Genomic DNA, 14,926 nt, shown 5'->3' with positions numbered 1-14,926 from the left:
TCTATCACAAGACCTGGCGATTGTAACGCCGATCGCGACATCGTACCTCCTTGCAAGTTGTCCCGCGAGGACAGGCTTGATGGAAGGGAGTTGTCATGCAAGCAGCCAATCCAACCGTACTGGTCGTTGGCGCCAGCGGTCGATTTGCCGGATTGGTCGTGCCCGAACTTGTGCGCCGCAATGCCACGGTTCGAGCGCTCGTCCATGATCCGGCGAACGCCGAGAAGGCCCGAATGCTGGGCGCATCCGAGGTCGCCACTGGCGATTTACGCAATCGCCGAAGCCTCGAAAGCGCCATCGAGGGCGTCGCCGGGGTCTTCCATATCGGACCGGCCTTTGCCCCCGATGAAGCCGCCATGGGGGTTGCCATGGTTGAGGCGGCGGCGCAGGCGGGCGTTCAAAAATTCGTCTTCTCGTCGGTGATTCAGCCGACCAATACGAAGCTGAAAAACCATGCCAGCAAGGTGCCTGTCGAGGACGCCCTCTACTCGACGACGATGGAATATACGATCCTGCACCCTGCCAATTTCATGCAGAATATCGCAGCCGCCTGGCCGTCCGTCGTCGAGCATGGTGTTTTCTCGGAACCGTTTCCAAAGACGGCGAAGGTGGCGCGTGTCGATTACCGCGATGTCGCTGAAGTGGCAGCGATCGCATTGACCGAAGCGCGACTGTCCTATGCGACGATCGAGCTATGCGCGGGTATGCATAGCCGGGAAGAGATCGCGTCAATAATGGGCGAGGAACTTGGCCGCCCGGTCTTTGCGGGCGAGCCGACATTTGCCGAGTGGGCCGCGAATGCCCGCCTCCCCTACAGCGACCTCCAGATGCAATTGCTGGCCAAGGTGTTTGGCCACTACGCCCACTGTGGCCTTGGCGGGAACAGCCTGACATTGCGCGCCGCCTTGGGCCGCGAACCGCGTTCGTTGCGCGGCTTCATCCGGAACCTGGCCCTGCAAACGGCGCATGCCACCTGATCGCGCTCAGCCGCGCATACGTCCACTTTCTGAACAGGAGATACTTGATGCGAGCGTCATCGGACAAGATTTTGAAATCGAGGAAACTGCCGCCCTCCTACAATGCGCTGGTCATGCCATTCGTTCTTTCCATCATGATGTCGTGCATTGTTTCGGCAGTGTCGACGCTGATCAATGCGGGCTGGACAACCGGCTTCGTGGCGACCTGGCCGTATGCATGGGGAGCATCATGGCTTGTGGCGTTTCCGAGTCTGCTGCTGGTGTTGCCGATCGTGCGCCGGATCGTTGCGGCAATTGTCGATCAGCCGACCTCGCGCTGACGGCGTCGCCGAGGTCCGATCTCCAGCCGCTTTCGAAGGCAAGCCGGCCATCCGGCTTGCCTTCTCGGTACAGCTGCCCGACCGGTTCATCGTTTCACGGAAACGCCGAACCGTTCTATCTCTTTTGTTTTGACGCAATTCCGGACGGAAACCGTTTCACGCTTTTCCTGGAATTGCCTAGCCTGGCTCGCCCGTTACATCGGCCCAGGCATCATCTTGGTCGGTTTCTCCAGCATCGGAAACTCGGCCTTGTTGCATTTCACCTTCGGGTTCGTCGGACTGAACATGCCGTTCGGATTGTCCACGAACCAGGCGTGAAGATCGTAGTGGACGAACTCCCTCGGGATGAGCGGATAGTGTCCCTCCATCGGGCCCATGAAGGTTTGGCCAAACAGCTTCGGCGGCGCTTTGACGTCCGGCGTCAGCGGCACCAGCCATTCCGCCCCGACCAGGCGCAGGCCTTTTTTCGTCGGTTCGTAGATCAGCACATTGGGGTGCATCGGATCGAGTTTTGGCCGACACTCGGGACGTTGACGAAATGGATCCCCATGGCGCCTTTCGGGTAATCCATCGTGCCCGGTATCTTTTCTCCGCTGAAGTAGACGCAGCCGACAGTCGACAGATAGAGGTCGCGGACGGCGGCGGTGTAGTCCTCATATTTGGCGAGCGACTTTTTCAAGGCATCGATGTCGGCCTTGTTGGCGTCCTCGGCCCGAGCCGTAGTGACGCCCAACCATGCGCCTAGGAGACCTGTTAAAGCGAGGACGCCGCAGCGCCCAAGGCTGGCTGTTCTTGTCATGCATTCCTCCCAGATTTCTGATCTGGCCGTGCAAGACCGAGGCGGGAAAAAATGCTGATCGCGCGGCCAGTAGTACCGCCTCATCCCCTCCGGAACAGCGACAATACTATTCCTTTCCACGGCTGCGGGAAACTAGTTATTTAGAACTAGCTAATACGCCGGCGCGCCAATCGGAAAGAGCGCCGACGTCCGCTTAAACAGAAACGGCCCCCACGTAGGGGCCGTTTCGCATTCGCTTGCCGAACAGATCAGGTGAGCGGTGACAGCTGGATCTCGACGCGGCGGTTCTGGGCACGACCCTCGGCCGTTGCGTTGGATGCGACTGGACGCGTCTTGCCGAAACCGGTGACGGCGAAGCGGCGCGGATCGACACCCTGGCCTGACAGGTAGTTGGCGACCGCCAGCGCGCGCCGCTGCGACAGATCGAAATTGTGCTGGTCGCCGCCGGTCGAATCGGTATGGCCGAAGACGTCGACCGTGGTCTGCTTGAACTTCTTCAGCACCAGCGCGACCGAATTCAGCACCTGGTAGAAGCCCGGCTTCACCGCATCCTGATCCGTGTTGAAGGTGATGTCCGACGGCATGTTGAGGATGATCTGGTCGCCGCTGCGGGTGACGCTGACACCGGTGCCCTCGAGTTGCCGACGCAGTTCGGCCTCGTTCTGGTCCATGGTGGCACCGATGGCGCCGCCGGCAAGCGCGCCGATGCCCGCGCCGATCAGCGCGTTGCGGCGGTCGTTGCCACCGGCAAGCAGGCCAAGGCTGGCACCCGCCAAGGCGCCAAGACCAGCACCGGCGGCGGTGTTGGAAATCTTCTGGTCGCCGGTATACGGATCGGTGGTGGTGCAGGCGCTCACGAGCAAAGCCGTCGCCACGACGACGAGCACGGTCTTCTTCATAGGATGGTCCCTCTCCAAGTCACGCCTTACGACGGCGCCAAATCAGCCCTTACCGCGACTTGTAACATGAAATGCGGCGAAAAACGGAACAGGAAAAGCGCTGACCACGGCTATTCCCAAGGACCAATTCCCCGGTAAAGTGCAGCATTGCCGCTGGATACGCTCCGGGGGCTACCAGAGATTCTTGCCGTCGATGACCACCACTTCGACCTTGTCGAAATCGAAATCATCGAACAGCCGCGAATTGACGCTGATCTTGGGATTGTCGAAATCCGGCTCGCCGGTCGACCAGTCCGGCGTTTCCGTGAAGGTGCCGCAGCCGCAGGTGGCGCAAAAAACCGTGCTTTACGGTTTTCGACCCCCACTGGTAGACAGAAACGTTCTCCGGCGGGCTGGTGAGCTTGAACTGCGACGGGAGGTAGTAGGCCCAGAGCGAGCCGCGTTTCGAGCAGAACGAACAGGTGCATTGCGTTACCGTCTGCGGCGCCTGCGAAACCTCGAATGTCGTCGCCTTGCAATGACAACTCGCCTTGATGGTCATCAACGAACCTCCTCCAGTCGCCAGCCCCTCGCGCGGCAAAGGCAGCATAAAGAGGCGCTCCTGACAACCGTCTGTCAGCAGACCCGCCAGACACGCTGGCGCGGCCCGAAAACGACGCGCAGTCTGAACCTTCTGGCAAAATCCAGGTCAGAAGGAGCCCAGAGCCCGTTCCATCCTGATGGAATCGGGATGGGCTCTATCCGTTCGTTTGAGCATGATCTCTGGACAAAACGGTTTTCCGTTTGTCCGAGAAAAACGGTTTTCCGTTTGTCCGAGAAAACCGGTTCCCACTTTTCGGGATCATGCTCCCCTTGTTTTGACGCAATTCCCCAGGGCAAGCGCTATGCGCTTTTCCCTGGAAAACCGTTTCACACTTTTCTGGAATTGCCCTAGAGCACGTCCCGCGATCAATGAATCGATTGTGATGTGACGTCGGGCTTCGCGGGTGATTCAACATCCACTTTGATGAGGTGGATGATGGGAAGAGCACTGAGCGACGATCTTCGATCGCGGGTCTTGAAGGCTTCGGACGCGGGCATGTCTGCCCGGCAGGCGGCGGCGCGGTTCGGCGTCGGCATATCGAGTGCAATCCGGTGGATCGCACGGGCGAAGATCGGCGAGCGGACGCCGCGGCCGCAAGGCCGTCGACGCGCGTCCAGCCTCGATGCGCATAAAGCCTTCATCGTGGGGTTGATCGATGAGCGCAAGGACATCACGCTGAACGAGATGGTAGAGCGGCTGGCGGTCGAGCGATCGGCTCGGATCAGTCGCAGCGCCTTAAGCGCCTGGCTTGGCCGGCACGGCTGGACGTTCAAAAAAAAGTCCGCACATGCACTGGAGCAGGATCGTCCCGACATCCTGAAGCGCCGTCGTGCGTGGTTCGACGGCCAACTCGATCTCGATCCGGCAAAGCTGGTGTTCATCGATGAAACTGGACTATCGACCAAGATGGCCCGGCTGCGGGGCCGTGCGCCATGCGGTGAGCGTTGCCGGGCGGGCGTGCCGCACGGCCATTGGAAAACCACCACCTTCACCGGCGCACTGCGGCTGACGGGCATGACCGCCCCGTTCGTCTATGACGGCGCCATGAACGGCAACGTATTCCTGGCCTATGTCGAGCAGGTGCTGGTCCCGACCCTGTCGGAGGGCGACATCGTCGTGATGGACAACCTTCCCGCCCACAAGGCCGCCGGCGTTCGCGATGCAATCGAGACGACCGGCGCGAGGCTCATGTTCCTGCCGCCCTACAGCCCCGACTTCAATCCGATCGAAAACGCCTTCTCAAAACTCAAGGCTCTTATGCGGGCCAAAGCCGAGAGGACAATCACAGCCCTGTGGACCGCCGTCGGATCGCTCGTCGACCTCTTCACCCCAGCCGAATGCCAGAACTACTTCAAGGCCGCAGGTTATGACCCAGATTAAACCGGACGTGCTCTAGTAGGACGAAGGCGGCACGAACAGGCAAATGGTCTTGCCTGCATCGAGCCCGGCTTCATGCGCGCACCAATGGAACTCGCCGTCGGGCGAATCCTTGATTCGTCTGTCGCTGTAGGCCAACACCTCCCCGGTGTCCTTGATGACATAGCCCTCCGGGCGCTCGCTGATCGAGGTCTGCGACACCTCGTGGCAATCGTAATTGGCGCAGCAGGCGAATGGATAGCTCCAGCCTTGCGGCTTCGCCGCGGTCGGCTTGGCGTCATGCGCCAACGCCGGCGGCGCCAGGACCATGATCGCAAAAGTTGCGCACAGAGGGAGGAGAAGCTGGCCAACCGATTGAACGGCGAAGGCCGATCTGGGACTGGCGGCAAACATGGGAACATTCCTTTCAAACGAGGTTCAAGCGTTTCGCTTGCCCGTTCCCGGAACGTGTCTTCCCAGCAGCCAGATCGTCAGCTTGCAGATATGCCGCGCCCGGCCATAAATGCTTTTTGTCTCCCCTCAATGCGGCGATGGTGAGCGCAAATGTGAGTCGGCGCAAGAAATTCAAGGCTTGGTTTTATGCACCTCGTTGCGCCAAAACCGGAGCCACTTTTGGGCGACATGCATTGGGCGGCCGGTCGACGCCTATTCGTCGACAGTTCCGGCAGCCACGACATGCTCTTCATATTGCGGCAGGTCGTCGGTGATGGTGAACCAGCCCGCCTTCGAGCCGACGAAAATGTGGGCGGTGGGGCGGATGCTCGGATCGTCGACAAGGGTTCCCATGGCGACATGGACAAAGCTTCCTTCGCGGACAAGCGAATAGAGCAACGAACCGCACAGCCCGCAATGCGCATCATGGCCGCTTTGGTCGCCGAAGATCAGAAGCTTGTCCTCGCCTTCGCTCAATGCAAGTTTTTCGCGCTCGATACCGGCGAACGGCTTGAAGGCCGAACCCGTGGTTCGTCGGCAATTGGAACAGTGGCAGTTGGCCGCGTAAACAAACTCATCCCTGACGGCGTATTGCACAGCGCCGCACAGGCATTTTCCGACAAGCTTGCGATCCATCGCTCAATCCAGGTCAATGTGAGGGTCCTGTCCTCCGGCCGTTGCGCACTTTAAGCGGCGCGCGTCAGTCCAGGTCCGCGACCGCTTCACCCGCACCGCCTTCGATGCGCTGCGACAACGAGGCTTCCATGAAATCGTCGAGATCGCCATCGAGCACGCTCGACGGGCTGGTGCTCTCGACGCCGGTGCGAAGATCCTTCACCAGCTGATAGGGCTGCAGCACATAGGAGCGTATCTGGTGACCCCAGCCGATATCGCTCTTCGACGCTTCGGTGGCGTTGGCAACGGCTTCGCGCTTCTTCAGCTCTTCCTCGTAGAGGCGCGAGCGCAGCATCTCCCAGGCCTTGGCCTTGTTCTTGTGCTGCGACCGTTCCGCCTGGCAGGCGACCGCGATGCCGGTGGCAAGGTGGGTGATGCGCACCGCCGAATCGGTGGTGTTGACGTGCTGGCCGCCCGAGCCGGACGAGCGATAGGTGTCGATGCGGACATCGGATTCGGAAACGTCGATCTCGATCGTGTCGTCGATGACCGGGTAGACCCAGATGCTGGCGAACGACGTATGCCGGCGCGCATTGCTGTCGTAGGGCGAAATGCGCACCAGGCGATGCACGCCCGATTCCGTCTTCAGCCAGCCATAGGCGTTGTGGCCCTTGATCAGCAGCGTGGCGGACTTGATGCCGGCTTCTTCGCCGTCATGTACTTCCAGCACTTCGACCTTGAAGCGGCGCCGCTCGGCCCAGCGCGTGTACATGCGCAAAAGCATCGAAGCCCAGTCCTGGCTTTCGGTGCCGCCGGCGCCGGCATGGACTTCGAGATAGGTGTCGTTGGCGTCGGCTTCGCCTGACAGCAGCGTCTCGACCTGGCGTGCCTTCGCTTCGCCCTGCATGGAACGGAGCGCGGCTTCCGCCTCGGCGATGACGCCCTCGTCGCCTTCTTCCTCACCGAGTTCGATCAGCCCGATATTGTCTTCCAGCGCCTGCGTCAGGCCTTTCACCGAGGCGATGCCTTCCTCGATGCCCTGGCGTTCGCGCATCAGCTTCTGCGCTTCCAGCGGTTCGTTCCAGAGGCTGGCATCCTCGGCGCGCACATTGAGGTATTCAAGCCGCTTTATGGCCTGATCCCAGTCAAAGATGCCTCCTCAGCAGGGTAATCGCCTGCCTGATCTCGTCGACAATATTCTGCGTTTCCGCGCGCATGGCTGGCTGTTCTGTCCTGTTTTGTGAAATCGGTCGGCGCGATACATAGGGAGGCTGCCGCCGGCTGTAAAGCAAAATGGGCTGGCGCAAGGCCAGCCCATCCGCCCACGAAAATCGTCAGTAGAGGCCGCCGCCGCCGGACTGGATGGCCTGGTTGGCCTGCGGCGACAGCGCACCGCCGGTGGCATTGGAGCCGTCGGCGCCCATGCCGATCACCCAATAGCTGTCGGCGGGACCGGTGCCCGGCTTGAAGGCTTCGATGATGGTGCCGGGGTCACCCGAGGCGGCACGCATGCCGGTCTTGCGATTGATGGCGACCAGACTCATGCCTTCCGGCACCTTGAAGTCGACATTGGGCGTGCCATCCAGCGCCACCCGCATGAAGTCCTTGAAGATAGGTGCCGCGAGACCACCACCGGTGGCGCCATGGCCAAGGCCGCGCGGCGTGTCGTAGCCCATATAGAGACCGACGACGAGGTTGGGCGTGTAACCGATGAACCAGGCGTCCTTTTCGTCGTTCGTCGTTCCGGTCTTGCCGGCGATATGGCGGCCGAGTTCGCCGATGGTGGCGCCGGTGCCGCGCTGCACGACGCCTTCCATCATCGAGGTGATCTGATAGGCGGTCATCGGATCGAGCACCTGCTCGGAATTGTCGACCAGTTCCGGCTCAGGCTGGTTCTGCCATTCGGGCGCATTGCAGCCCTGGCAGCCGCGTTCGTCCTGCTTGAACACCGTCTTGCCGTAGCGGTCCTGGATGCGGTCGATGAGCGACGGTTTGATCGACTTGCCGCCATTGGCCATGATCGAATACGCCGACACCATGCGCATCACGGTCGTTTCGCCGGAGCCCAGCGCCATCGGCAGATATGGCGCCAGATGGTCGTAGACACCAAAGCGCTCGGCATATTCGACGACCAGCTTCATGCCCATGTCATTGGCAAGCCGGACCGTCATCAGGTTGCGCGACTTCTCGATGCCGGAGCGCAATGTCGCCGGGCCCGCCACCGTGCCGTCGTAGTTCTTCGGCGTCCAGGTCGTGTTGCCGCTCTGGATGGTGATCGGCCCGTCCATGATCACCGAGGCCGGCGTATAGCCATTGTCGAGCGCGGCCGAATAGACGATCGGCTTGAACGAGGACCCGGGCTGGCGCATGGCTTGCGTCGCGCGGTTGAATTCGGACTGCGCGTAGGAGAAGCCGCCGACCATGGCCAGCACGCGGCCGGTATGCGGATCCATGGCGATCAGGCCGCCCTCGACCTCTGGAACCTGGCGCAGGCTGTAGGCGCCGTCGGCGCCATCGTTCTTCTGCACAAAGATGACGTCGCCCGGCTTCAACACGTCCGCCGGCGACTTGGCCTTGACGGTCTTGCCGTCGACCACATGGCGCATGGCGAAACCCATGTCCTCCTTGCTGACGGTACCTTCGACGCGTTCCTTGACGATCTCGCCCGACGCCTGGCGCGCGGGCTGCAAGCCGATCGACAGGCCGGTCTCAGAACTGTCGAGCACGACGGCGAGCGACCATTCGGGGACATCCTCCAGCCCCTTGACGTTGCCCAGCGGCACGCCCCAGTCGCCGGACATGTCGATTGATGTCACCGGCCCGCGATAACCGCGCAGCGTATCGTATTTCAACAACCCATTCTGCATCGCCTTGCGGGCGATGAGCTGAACCTTCGGATCAAGCGTCGTGCGGACGGAAAGGCCGCCTTCGTAAAGCGCATTCTCGCCGTAACGGGCGATGATCTGGCGGCGCACCTCCTCGGTGAAGTACTCGCCGGCGAAAAGATAGGTGCCGTTGCGGCGCGGCGTCACGCCCAGCGGCTCGACCTTGGCCTTGGCGCCTTCCTCGCGTGTCACATAGCCATTCTCGACCATCTGGTCGATGACCCAGTTGCGGCGCTCCAGCGCGCGATCGGCATGCTTGAAGGGATGGTAGTTGTTCGGTCCCTTCGGCAGCGAAGCCAGATAGGCGGCCTCGGCCACGGTCAGCTCGTTGACCGACTTGTCGAAATAGGTCAGCGCCGCACCGGCGACGCCATAGGCGCCGAAGCCGAAGAAGATTTCGTTGAGGTAGAGCTCGAGAATACGATCCTTGGGATAGGCCTGCTCGATGCGGAAGGCGAGGATCATCTCCTTGATCTTGCGCTCATAGGTCTGGTCCGAGGACAACAGGAAGTTCTTCGCCACCTGCTGGGTGATCGTCGAGGCGCCGACCTGGCGCTTGCCCGAGCCAAAATTCTGCAGGTTGACGATGATGGCGCGGCCAAGGCCGGTCACGTCGATGCCGGGGTGGTTGTAGAAGTTCTTGTCTTCCGCGGACAGGAAGGCCGCCTTGACGCGATCCGGTATGGCCTGGATCGGCAGGTAGAGGCGCCGCTCACGGGCATATTCGGCCATCAGCGCGCCGTCCGACGCATGGATGCGGGTGGTCACCGGCGGCTCGTATTTGGCCAGCACCTCGTAGTCGGGCAGATCCTTCGACAAATGGCCGATGTAGATCGCAACGCCCGCCGCGACCAGAAGGGCCAGCGTCGTGCCGATGCCGAAAAAATAGCCAATGAGACGAATCATACCCGCTCCAGTCCTTGGTTCGGGAATTCCCTAAACGAAGCCGCCTTCCACGCAAGCTTTCGAGCCGGTCCCAATCCGTAATCGAAAACCCATGTCGCCACCATGTGGACAAAATACGGCAATGCCTGAATTCGTGAGCGCAAGCCGGAAATAAAGGCACCGGCTGTTGTCGTCGCGCAACGCTGCCTCCGGTTGTGGGCGACGCCGAGCATGTCAGCCTCCGGTTCCGGCCCCGGCCTTGGCTGAAACGAAAAGCGCGACGGCATTGGTTATGCTTTGAGCCGCCTTGCCGCGCCAGTCGGCGTTGAGCAGCTGCGCCTCGTCCTTGGCATTCGACAGATAACCGAGCTCGACCAGCACGGACGGAACGTCCGGTGCTTTCAGCACCTTGAACCCCGCCGAGCGCTGCGGATTGTTGATGAGGCCGACGCTGGTCGACAGCTGGCCGACCAGCGTGTGCGCGAAACTCATCGAGAAATTATGCGTTTCGCGGCGGATCAGGTCGATAAGGATGTCGGTTACTTCCTTGTTATCGTTCTTGATTTCCATGCCGGCGAACTGGTCGGAGAGATTTTCGCGGTCGGCAAGCGCTTGCGCCTCGGGATCCGAAGCCTTGTCGGAAACGGTGTAGACGGTGGCGCCGCGAATGCCCTTGACGCTGATTGTGTCGGCGTGGATGGAAATGAGCAGATCGGCCTCGTGCTGCCGGGCAATGCGCACGCGATCATCCAAACGCAGGAACTCGTCGGTATCGCGCGTCATGAACACATCGTAGTTGCCGACGGCCGCGAGCTTGTCGCGCAGTTCGGTGGCGAAGGCGAGCGTGACGTTTTTTTCGATGGTGCCGTTCAGGCCCTCGGCGCCGCCGTCGACGCCGCCATGGCCGGGATCGATGACGACGGTGAAGCGATGGCCCGGATTGGAAACCGGTCCGGTGCCGACCCGCCCTCCCTTGTCGGTCGAAACCGTCGATCCGGTGGTCAGCGCCTGATTGGCAAGTGCCGCGTCGAACTCGCGTTCGGAGGCCGCCGACATGTCGATGGCAATGCGGTAGCCGGTTCCGTCCTCGTTCTTGAGCACATCGAGCTTGTCGACGGCGAACGGTCCCTTGCCGGTCAGGACCAGCCGCGAAACGCCGTCGCCGAGCTCGCCCAGGCGCACGCCCCTGACCAGGCCGCGCGCTTTCAAGTCCTTGGCGTCAATGGCGAATCTCGTATTCGCAAGATCGATGACAAGACGATTGGGGCCACGCAGCAGGAACCATTTGACATCAGGTTCGCGGTCGAAATCGATGACGATGCGCATCTTGGCGGCATCGCCCGCCATCTTGTAGCCTTTTGCCACCAGCGGTGCGTCAGCGGCATTGGCCAGGGAAGAAAAGGCACAAGGGATCGCCAGCAGCAGCAAGAGGCAGAAGGCGCCGAGAACCTGGCCGCCAACACGACATCCCTTGTCTGTGAAGTCTGCCAGTCCCATCTCTCTTCCCAGTCGCTCCCGGTTTGGCGCCAGGCGCCGTCGTGTCGTCGAAGTGCCGTCTAGGCCGCGAACTCGATTAACGATTGGTATCCAGAGAAGGTTAACCAAGCCTTTTCATGCAAGGGTCGGAACCTGTCCTTACGTTACGGAACTGCTTTTTGCCGGCATCGGAAATCGGGGTTGCCTTCCACCCCGCCAAATCATAAAAGCGATGGTGGATCACTGCAATCCTGGAACCGCCCTCCTCCGCAGCTTCCTGCTACAGGGTCAGACGAAAGGCGGCTCCTTTCGCTTCACGCGAAAAGGCTTCAGGTGATCGCGACGAATTTCGCAGGTGTGCGCCCGTGGCGGGGGAATCGCCTGCGTGAGGAAAACGGCCGGGTTTGTCCCCGCGCCGGCTCTGTATGAGCAAACAAGCTGGTCCGGTTCGTCCGGGCTTTGGTTCAAAAGGTTCTGCTGGTGACGATGGCTTCAAGCGCAATCATGGAAAGGTCCGCATCAAACCGCGCCATTATGGCTGCGGGCGGCACCGCCATGGCGCTCAAGCGGCGGCCGGCGGACGATCAAGTATCCGGCACCCACACTCCAGACACGCAGCAGCGGGCCTTGCCTCGCAAGCTGCGGCTGACGGCTGCCGGGGGGAAACGAAATAATGCCCAACAAAATGCTGATAGACGCCTCCCACCCGGAGGAAACACGCGTTGTCGTCGTTCGCGGTAACCGTATTGAAGAATTCGACTTTGAATCCCAGGACAAGAAGCAGCTCAAAGGAAACATCTACCTCGCCCGCGTAACGCGTGTCGAACCCTCCCTGCAGGCAGCCTTTGTCGAATATGGCGGCAACCGTCACGGTTTCCTCGCCTTCAGTGAAATACACCCCGACTATTACCAGATTCCGGTCGCCGACCGTCAGGCACTGCTGCGCGCGGAAGCGCAGGAGGCAGAAGACGAGGAGGACGAGGACGGCGACGGCGAGGATCGCCAGAGCCGCGATCGTGGGCGGCGCGGACGCCGGCGCGGCGGCAAGAGCCGCGACCGCGGCGAGCACAGGCGCGATGCAGGCCCGGCCGGCGAGAGCGAAGGCTCCGGCGAGCCAAGCGAAGGCAGCGACAATGGCGGCGATGTCGTTGTCGAGGAGATCTCTCACACTTCCGAGATCATCGAACACGCGGCCGATACGTCCGAACATGTCGATACGTCCAGGCATGTTGATGCGTCCGAACATGCCGATGCGTCCGGGCATGACGAAGGTTCTGCCGAGCAGGACGAAACCGAAACCCGCGACGGCGGCCCGACGTCGATCGCCGCCTCGGTTGAAGCCGATGTGATTTCCGAAGCCGTCCCGCAAGCGGAAGGCAGCGAAGCAACGTCGAGCGACAATGATCGCGGCATGCTCGAGGAAGTCCAGTCCTCGCATCCGGACGACCACGAGGTCGAATCGGTCGGCGCCGAGGATGCGCTGGAAGAGGTGCGCAACCGCCGCAAGCCGGTGCGCCGCCAGTACAAGATCCAGGAAGTGATCAAGCGCCGGCAGATCCTGCTGGTGCAGGTCGTCAAGGAAGAGCGCGGCAACAAGGGTGCCGCTCTCACCACCTATCTGTCGCTTGCCGGCCGCTATTCGGTGCTGATGCCGAACACGGCGCGCGGCGGCGGCATTTCGCGCAAGATCACCAGCGCGGTCGACCGCAAGCGCCTCAAGGAGGTGGTTGCCGATCTCGAAGTGCCGCAGGGCATGGGCGTCATCCTGCGCACCGCCGGCGAGAGCCGCACCAAGGCAGAGATCAAGCGCGACTACGAATATCTGATGCGGCTTTGGGAAAATGTCCGCAGTCTCACCTTGCAGTCGACGGCCCCTGCCCTGGTCTATGAGGAAGGCAGCCTGATCAAGCGTTCGGTGCGCGACCTCTACAACAAGGACATCGACGAGATTCTTGTCTCCGGCGAGGAAGGCTACCGCGAGGCCAAGGACTTCATGCGCATGCTGATGCCGAGCCACGCCAAGGTGGTTCAGCCGTTCCGCGACACGACGCCGATCTTCGTGCGCAATGGCATCGAGGCGCAGCTCGACCGCATGCTGCAGCCGCAAGTGACGCTGAAGAGCGGCGGCTACATCATCATCAACCAGACCGAGGCGCTGGTCGCCATCGACGTCAATTCGGGCCGCTCCACCAAGGAGCACTCGATCGAGGACACCGCGCTCCACACCAACCTGGAAGCGGCCGAGGAAGTCGCCCGCCAGCTCAGGCTGCGCGATCTTGCCGGCCTGATCGTCATCGACTTCATCGACATGGAGGAGAACCGCAACAACCGCTCCGTCGAGAAGCGGCTGAAGGATCACCTCAAGAACGACCGTGCGCGCATCCAGGTCGGTCGCATCTCGCATTTCGGCCTGATGGAGATGTCGCGCCAGCGCATCCGCGCCAGCGTGCTGGAATCGACCATGAAGCCCTGCTCGCATTGCGGCGGCACCGGCCATGTGCGCTCCGATTCGTCGGTCGCGCTAATGGTGGTGCGAGCGATCGAGGAATTCCTGCTCAAGGATTCGCGCAGCCACATCACGGTACGGACGCCGGCGGCGACCGCACTCTACGTGCTCAACCACAAGCGCGGCACGCTGGTGGAACTCGAAAGCCGCTTCGGGCTGACCATCACCGTCGAGCCCGACGATTCGGTCGGGGCGCAGCACTATGCGATCTTCCGCGGCGCGCTGGCTGAAAAGCCGGAAGGCTTTGTCGAGGCGCGCAGCTTCCCTGCCTATGTCGAGCCGGAAGAGCCCGAGGAGGACGAGATTGTCGTCGTCGAGGAGGACGACGAGGCACCGGTGCAGGCCGAGCAGCCTCGCCAGCAGCCGCAGCAGCCGCGGCCTGCCGCCGGTGGCGAAGACGGCGAAGGCCGCGACCGCAAGCGCCGCAAGCGCCGGCGGCGTCGCGGCGGCAAGGATCGCGACCGCGAACATGGCGCGCCCGCGGACGGGTCTTCGGTCTCCGCACCGGCCGATGAGTTCTCCGACTCGGCAGCCAGCGATAGCGACGCGGAGGCGGATGACGACGCCGCTGTTGGTGTTGCCGAAAGCTCTGAAACGGCTGAGGCTTCCGACGACGGCCAGGGCAAGAAGCGCCGGCGCGGCAAGCGCGGCGGCAAGCGCAATCGCCGCGAAGACGGTGAAGCCGAGGCCGAAGCAAGCGCGGGCGAAACGACCGAGTCCGCCGAAGCTGACGCTTCCGAAAGCGAGCCTGTGTCGATCGAGCCGATAGTTGCCGCACCGGCCGAAGCGCCAGTGGCGCTTGCGCCGGCCAATGACGACGCGCCGAGCACCGAAAAGCCGAAGAAGCCCCGTCGTGCCGCCAAGCCGAAGAAGGCCGCGGCCGAGGTCGTCGCCGAGGAGCCGGCTGCCGAGGCGGAAGCACCAGTCGAGACGCCGGTCACCGCGTCCGACGAGGCAGCGGCAGCGAGGGTCGAGGAAACACCGAAGGCCCGCCCGTCACGGCGCAAGCCGGCGGCAGTGGATGCGCCGGTCGTGCCTGTGGTGTCTTCGACCGTTGCGGAAGAACCGGCGGCCAAGACCGAAGACAAGCCGAAGCGCGCAGGCTGGTGGCAGCGGAAGGGCTTTTTCTAAGCTTTTCAGTTGCTTGAATTGATTTTTTGATAAAAGATCCC

At 62.0% G+C, this 14,926-nt stretch carries 13 protein-coding genes and 1 pseudogene; 4 read left to right on the top strand and 10 right to left on the bottom strand.

Going from position 1 to position 14,926, the window contains the following annotated elements:
- The first annotated feature begins 95 nt into the window (after positions 1–95).
- Both ACFSQT_RS07790 and ACFSQT_RS07785 read left to right on the top strand, forming a co-directional pair.
- Entirely contained in the window at positions 96–977 is an 882-nt protein-coding gene (locus ACFSQT_RS07790) for an NmrA/HSCARG family protein (RefSeq protein WP_379017948.1), read from the top strand.
- Between the two features lie 47 nt (positions 978–1,024).
- Positions 1,025–1,297 carry a DUF2798 domain-containing protein gene (locus ACFSQT_RS07785; protein WP_379017947.1) on the top strand — a complete coding sequence of 91 codons (273 nt, stop codon included), beginning with the start codon at positions 1,025–1,027 and terminating at the stop codon, positions 1,295–1,297.
- A 194-nt stretch (positions 1,298–1,491) separates the two neighbouring features.
- Here the strand turns inward: ACFSQT_RS07785 and ACFSQT_RS07780 are convergent, their stop codons facing one another.
- The 4 genes and pseudogenes from ACFSQT_RS07780 to ACFSQT_RS07765 all read right to left on the bottom strand — a co-directional run bounded on the left by ACFSQT_RS07780 (position 1,492) and on the right by ACFSQT_RS07765 (position 3,536).
- Positions 1,492–1,797 (bottom strand): hypothetical protein, encoded by a 306-nt coding sequence (locus ACFSQT_RS07780; RefSeq protein ID WP_379017946.1) that lies wholly within the window; start codon positions 1,795–1,797, stop codon positions 1,492–1,494.
- Entirely contained in the window at positions 1,779–2,096 is a 318-nt protein-coding gene (locus ACFSQT_RS07775; RefSeq protein ID WP_379017945.1) for a hypothetical protein, read from the bottom strand. Before ACFSQT_RS07775 ends, ACFSQT_RS07780 begins: the two co-directional genes overlap by 19 nt.
- A gap of 248 nt (positions 2,097–2,344) precedes the next feature.
- Positions 2,345–2,995, bottom strand: a complete 651-nt coding sequence (locus tag ACFSQT_RS07770) for a YiaD family glycine zipper/OmpA-like lipoprotein (protein ID WP_379017944.1) — start codon at positions 2,993–2,995, stop codon at positions 2,345–2,347.
- Between the two features lie 171 nt (positions 2,996–3,166).
- Positions 3,167–3,536, bottom strand: a pseudogene (locus ACFSQT_RS07765) (GFA family protein).
- Between the two features lie 477 nt (positions 3,537–4,013).
- Here ACFSQT_RS07765 and ACFSQT_RS07760 point away from each other — a divergent pair.
- Positions 4,014–4,958, top strand: coding sequence for an IS630 family transposase (locus ACFSQT_RS07760; RefSeq protein ID WP_379018015.1), 945 nt, complete (start codon positions 4,014–4,016; stop codon positions 4,956–4,958).
- A gap of 12 nt (positions 4,959–4,970) precedes the next feature.
- On the opposite strand, the gene ACFSQT_RS07755 is transcribed toward ACFSQT_RS07760, so the two are convergent.
- From ACFSQT_RS07755 to ACFSQT_RS07730, 6 genes are all read right to left on the bottom strand, one after another.
- Positions 4,971–5,348, bottom strand: coding sequence for a hypothetical protein (locus ACFSQT_RS07755; protein WP_379017943.1), 378 nt, complete (start codon positions 5,346–5,348; stop codon positions 4,971–4,973).
- A gap of 252 nt (positions 5,349–5,600) precedes the next feature.
- A complete protein-coding gene (locus ACFSQT_RS07750) occupies positions 5,601–6,023 on the bottom strand; it encodes a GFA family protein (protein WP_379017942.1) in 423 nt (140 codons plus the stop codon).
- A 64-nt stretch (positions 6,024–6,087) separates the two neighbouring features.
- Positions 6,088–7,219, bottom strand: a protein-coding gene (gene prfB / locus ACFSQT_RS07745) for a peptide chain release factor 2 (RefSeq protein WP_379017941.1) whose coding sequence is annotated in 2 segments (ribosomal slippage) — positions 6,088–7,152 and positions 7,154–7,219 — 1,131 coding nt in all. Because the reading frame shifts where the segments join, the coding sequence is not laid out codon by codon here.
- A 117-nt stretch (positions 7,220–7,336) separates the two neighbouring features.
- Positions 7,337–9,793 carry a penicillin-binding protein 1A gene (locus ACFSQT_RS07740; protein ID WP_379017940.1) on the bottom strand — a complete coding sequence of 819 codons (2,457 nt, stop codon included), beginning with the start codon at positions 9,791–9,793 and terminating at the stop codon, positions 7,337–7,339.
- Positions 9,790–10,005 (bottom strand): hypothetical protein, encoded by a 216-nt coding sequence (locus tag ACFSQT_RS07735; protein WP_379017939.1) that lies wholly within the window; start codon positions 10,003–10,005, stop codon positions 9,790–9,792. Before ACFSQT_RS07735 ends, ACFSQT_RS07740 begins: the two co-directional genes overlap by 4 nt.
- A gap of 1 nt (position 10,006) precedes the next feature.
- On the bottom strand, positions 10,007–11,269 hold the full coding sequence (locus ACFSQT_RS07730) for an N-acetylmuramoyl-L-alanine amidase (RefSeq protein ID WP_379017938.1): 1,263 nt from the start codon (positions 11,267–11,269) through the stop codon (positions 10,007–10,009).
- Positions 11,270–11,921: 652 nt separating this feature from the next.
- On the opposite strand from ACFSQT_RS07730, the gene ACFSQT_RS07725 reads away from it, so the two are divergent.
- Positions 11,922–14,885, top strand: a complete 2,964-nt coding sequence (locus ACFSQT_RS07725) for an Rne/Rng family ribonuclease (RefSeq protein WP_379017937.1) — start codon at positions 11,922–11,924, stop codon at positions 14,883–14,885.
- Positions 14,886–14,926 lie beyond the last annotated feature (41 nt).

The organism is Mesorhizobium calcicola (genome assembly GCF_042682105.1).
Lineage (GTDB): Bacteria > Pseudomonadota > Alphaproteobacteria > Rhizobiales > Rhizobiaceae > Mesorhizobium > Mesorhizobium calcicola.
The sequence above is the reverse complement of the archived record's forward strand: the minus strand, read 5'-3'. Positions and strand labels throughout refer to the sequence as shown.

Bases quoted from the DNA above. Each gene is read 5' to 3' on its own strand.
- ACFSQT_RS07735 (WP_379017939.1), bottom strand. From the start codon at position 10,005: ATGCTCGGCGTCGCCCACAACCGGAGGCAGCGTTGCGCGACGACAACA.
- ACFSQT_RS07740 (WP_379017940.1), bottom strand. From the start codon at position 9,793: ATGATTCGTCTCATTGGCTATTTTTTCGGCATCGGCACGACGCTGGCC.
- ACFSQT_RS07725 (WP_379017937.1), top strand. From the start codon at position 11,922: ATGCCCAACAAAATGCTGATAGACGCCTCCCACCCGGAGGAAACACGC.
- ACFSQT_RS07790 (WP_379017948.1), top strand. From the start codon at position 96: ATGCAAGCAGCCAATCCAACCGTACTGGTCGTTGGCGCCAGCGGTCGA.
- ACFSQT_RS07770 (WP_379017944.1), bottom strand. From the start codon at position 2,995: ATGAAGAAGACCGTGCTCGTCGTCGTGGCGACGGCTTTGCTCGTGAGC.
- ACFSQT_RS07730 (WP_379017938.1), bottom strand. From the start codon at position 11,269: ATGGGACTGGCAGACTTCACAGACAAGGGATGTCGTGTTGGCGGCCAG.
- ACFSQT_RS07775 (WP_379017945.1), bottom strand. From the start codon at position 2,096: ATGACAAGAACAGCCAGCCTTGGGCGCTGCGGCGTCCTCGCTTTAACA.
- ACFSQT_RS07780 (WP_379017946.1), bottom strand. From the start codon at position 1,797: ATGCACCCCAATGTGCTGATCTACGAACCGACGAAAAAAGGCCTGCGC.
- ACFSQT_RS07760 (WP_379018015.1), top strand. From the start codon at position 4,014: ATGGGAAGAGCACTGAGCGACGATCTTCGATCGCGGGTCTTGAAGGCT.
- ACFSQT_RS07755 (WP_379017943.1), bottom strand. From the start codon at position 5,348: ATGTTTGCCGCCAGTCCCAGATCGGCCTTCGCCGTTCAATCGGTTGGC.
- ACFSQT_RS07750 (WP_379017942.1), bottom strand. From the start codon at position 6,023: ATGGATCGCAAGCTTGTCGGAAAATGCCTGTGCGGCGCTGTGCAATAC.
- ACFSQT_RS07785 (WP_379017947.1), top strand. From the start codon at position 1,025: ATGCGAGCGTCATCGGACAAGATTTTGAAATCGAGGAAACTGCCGCCC.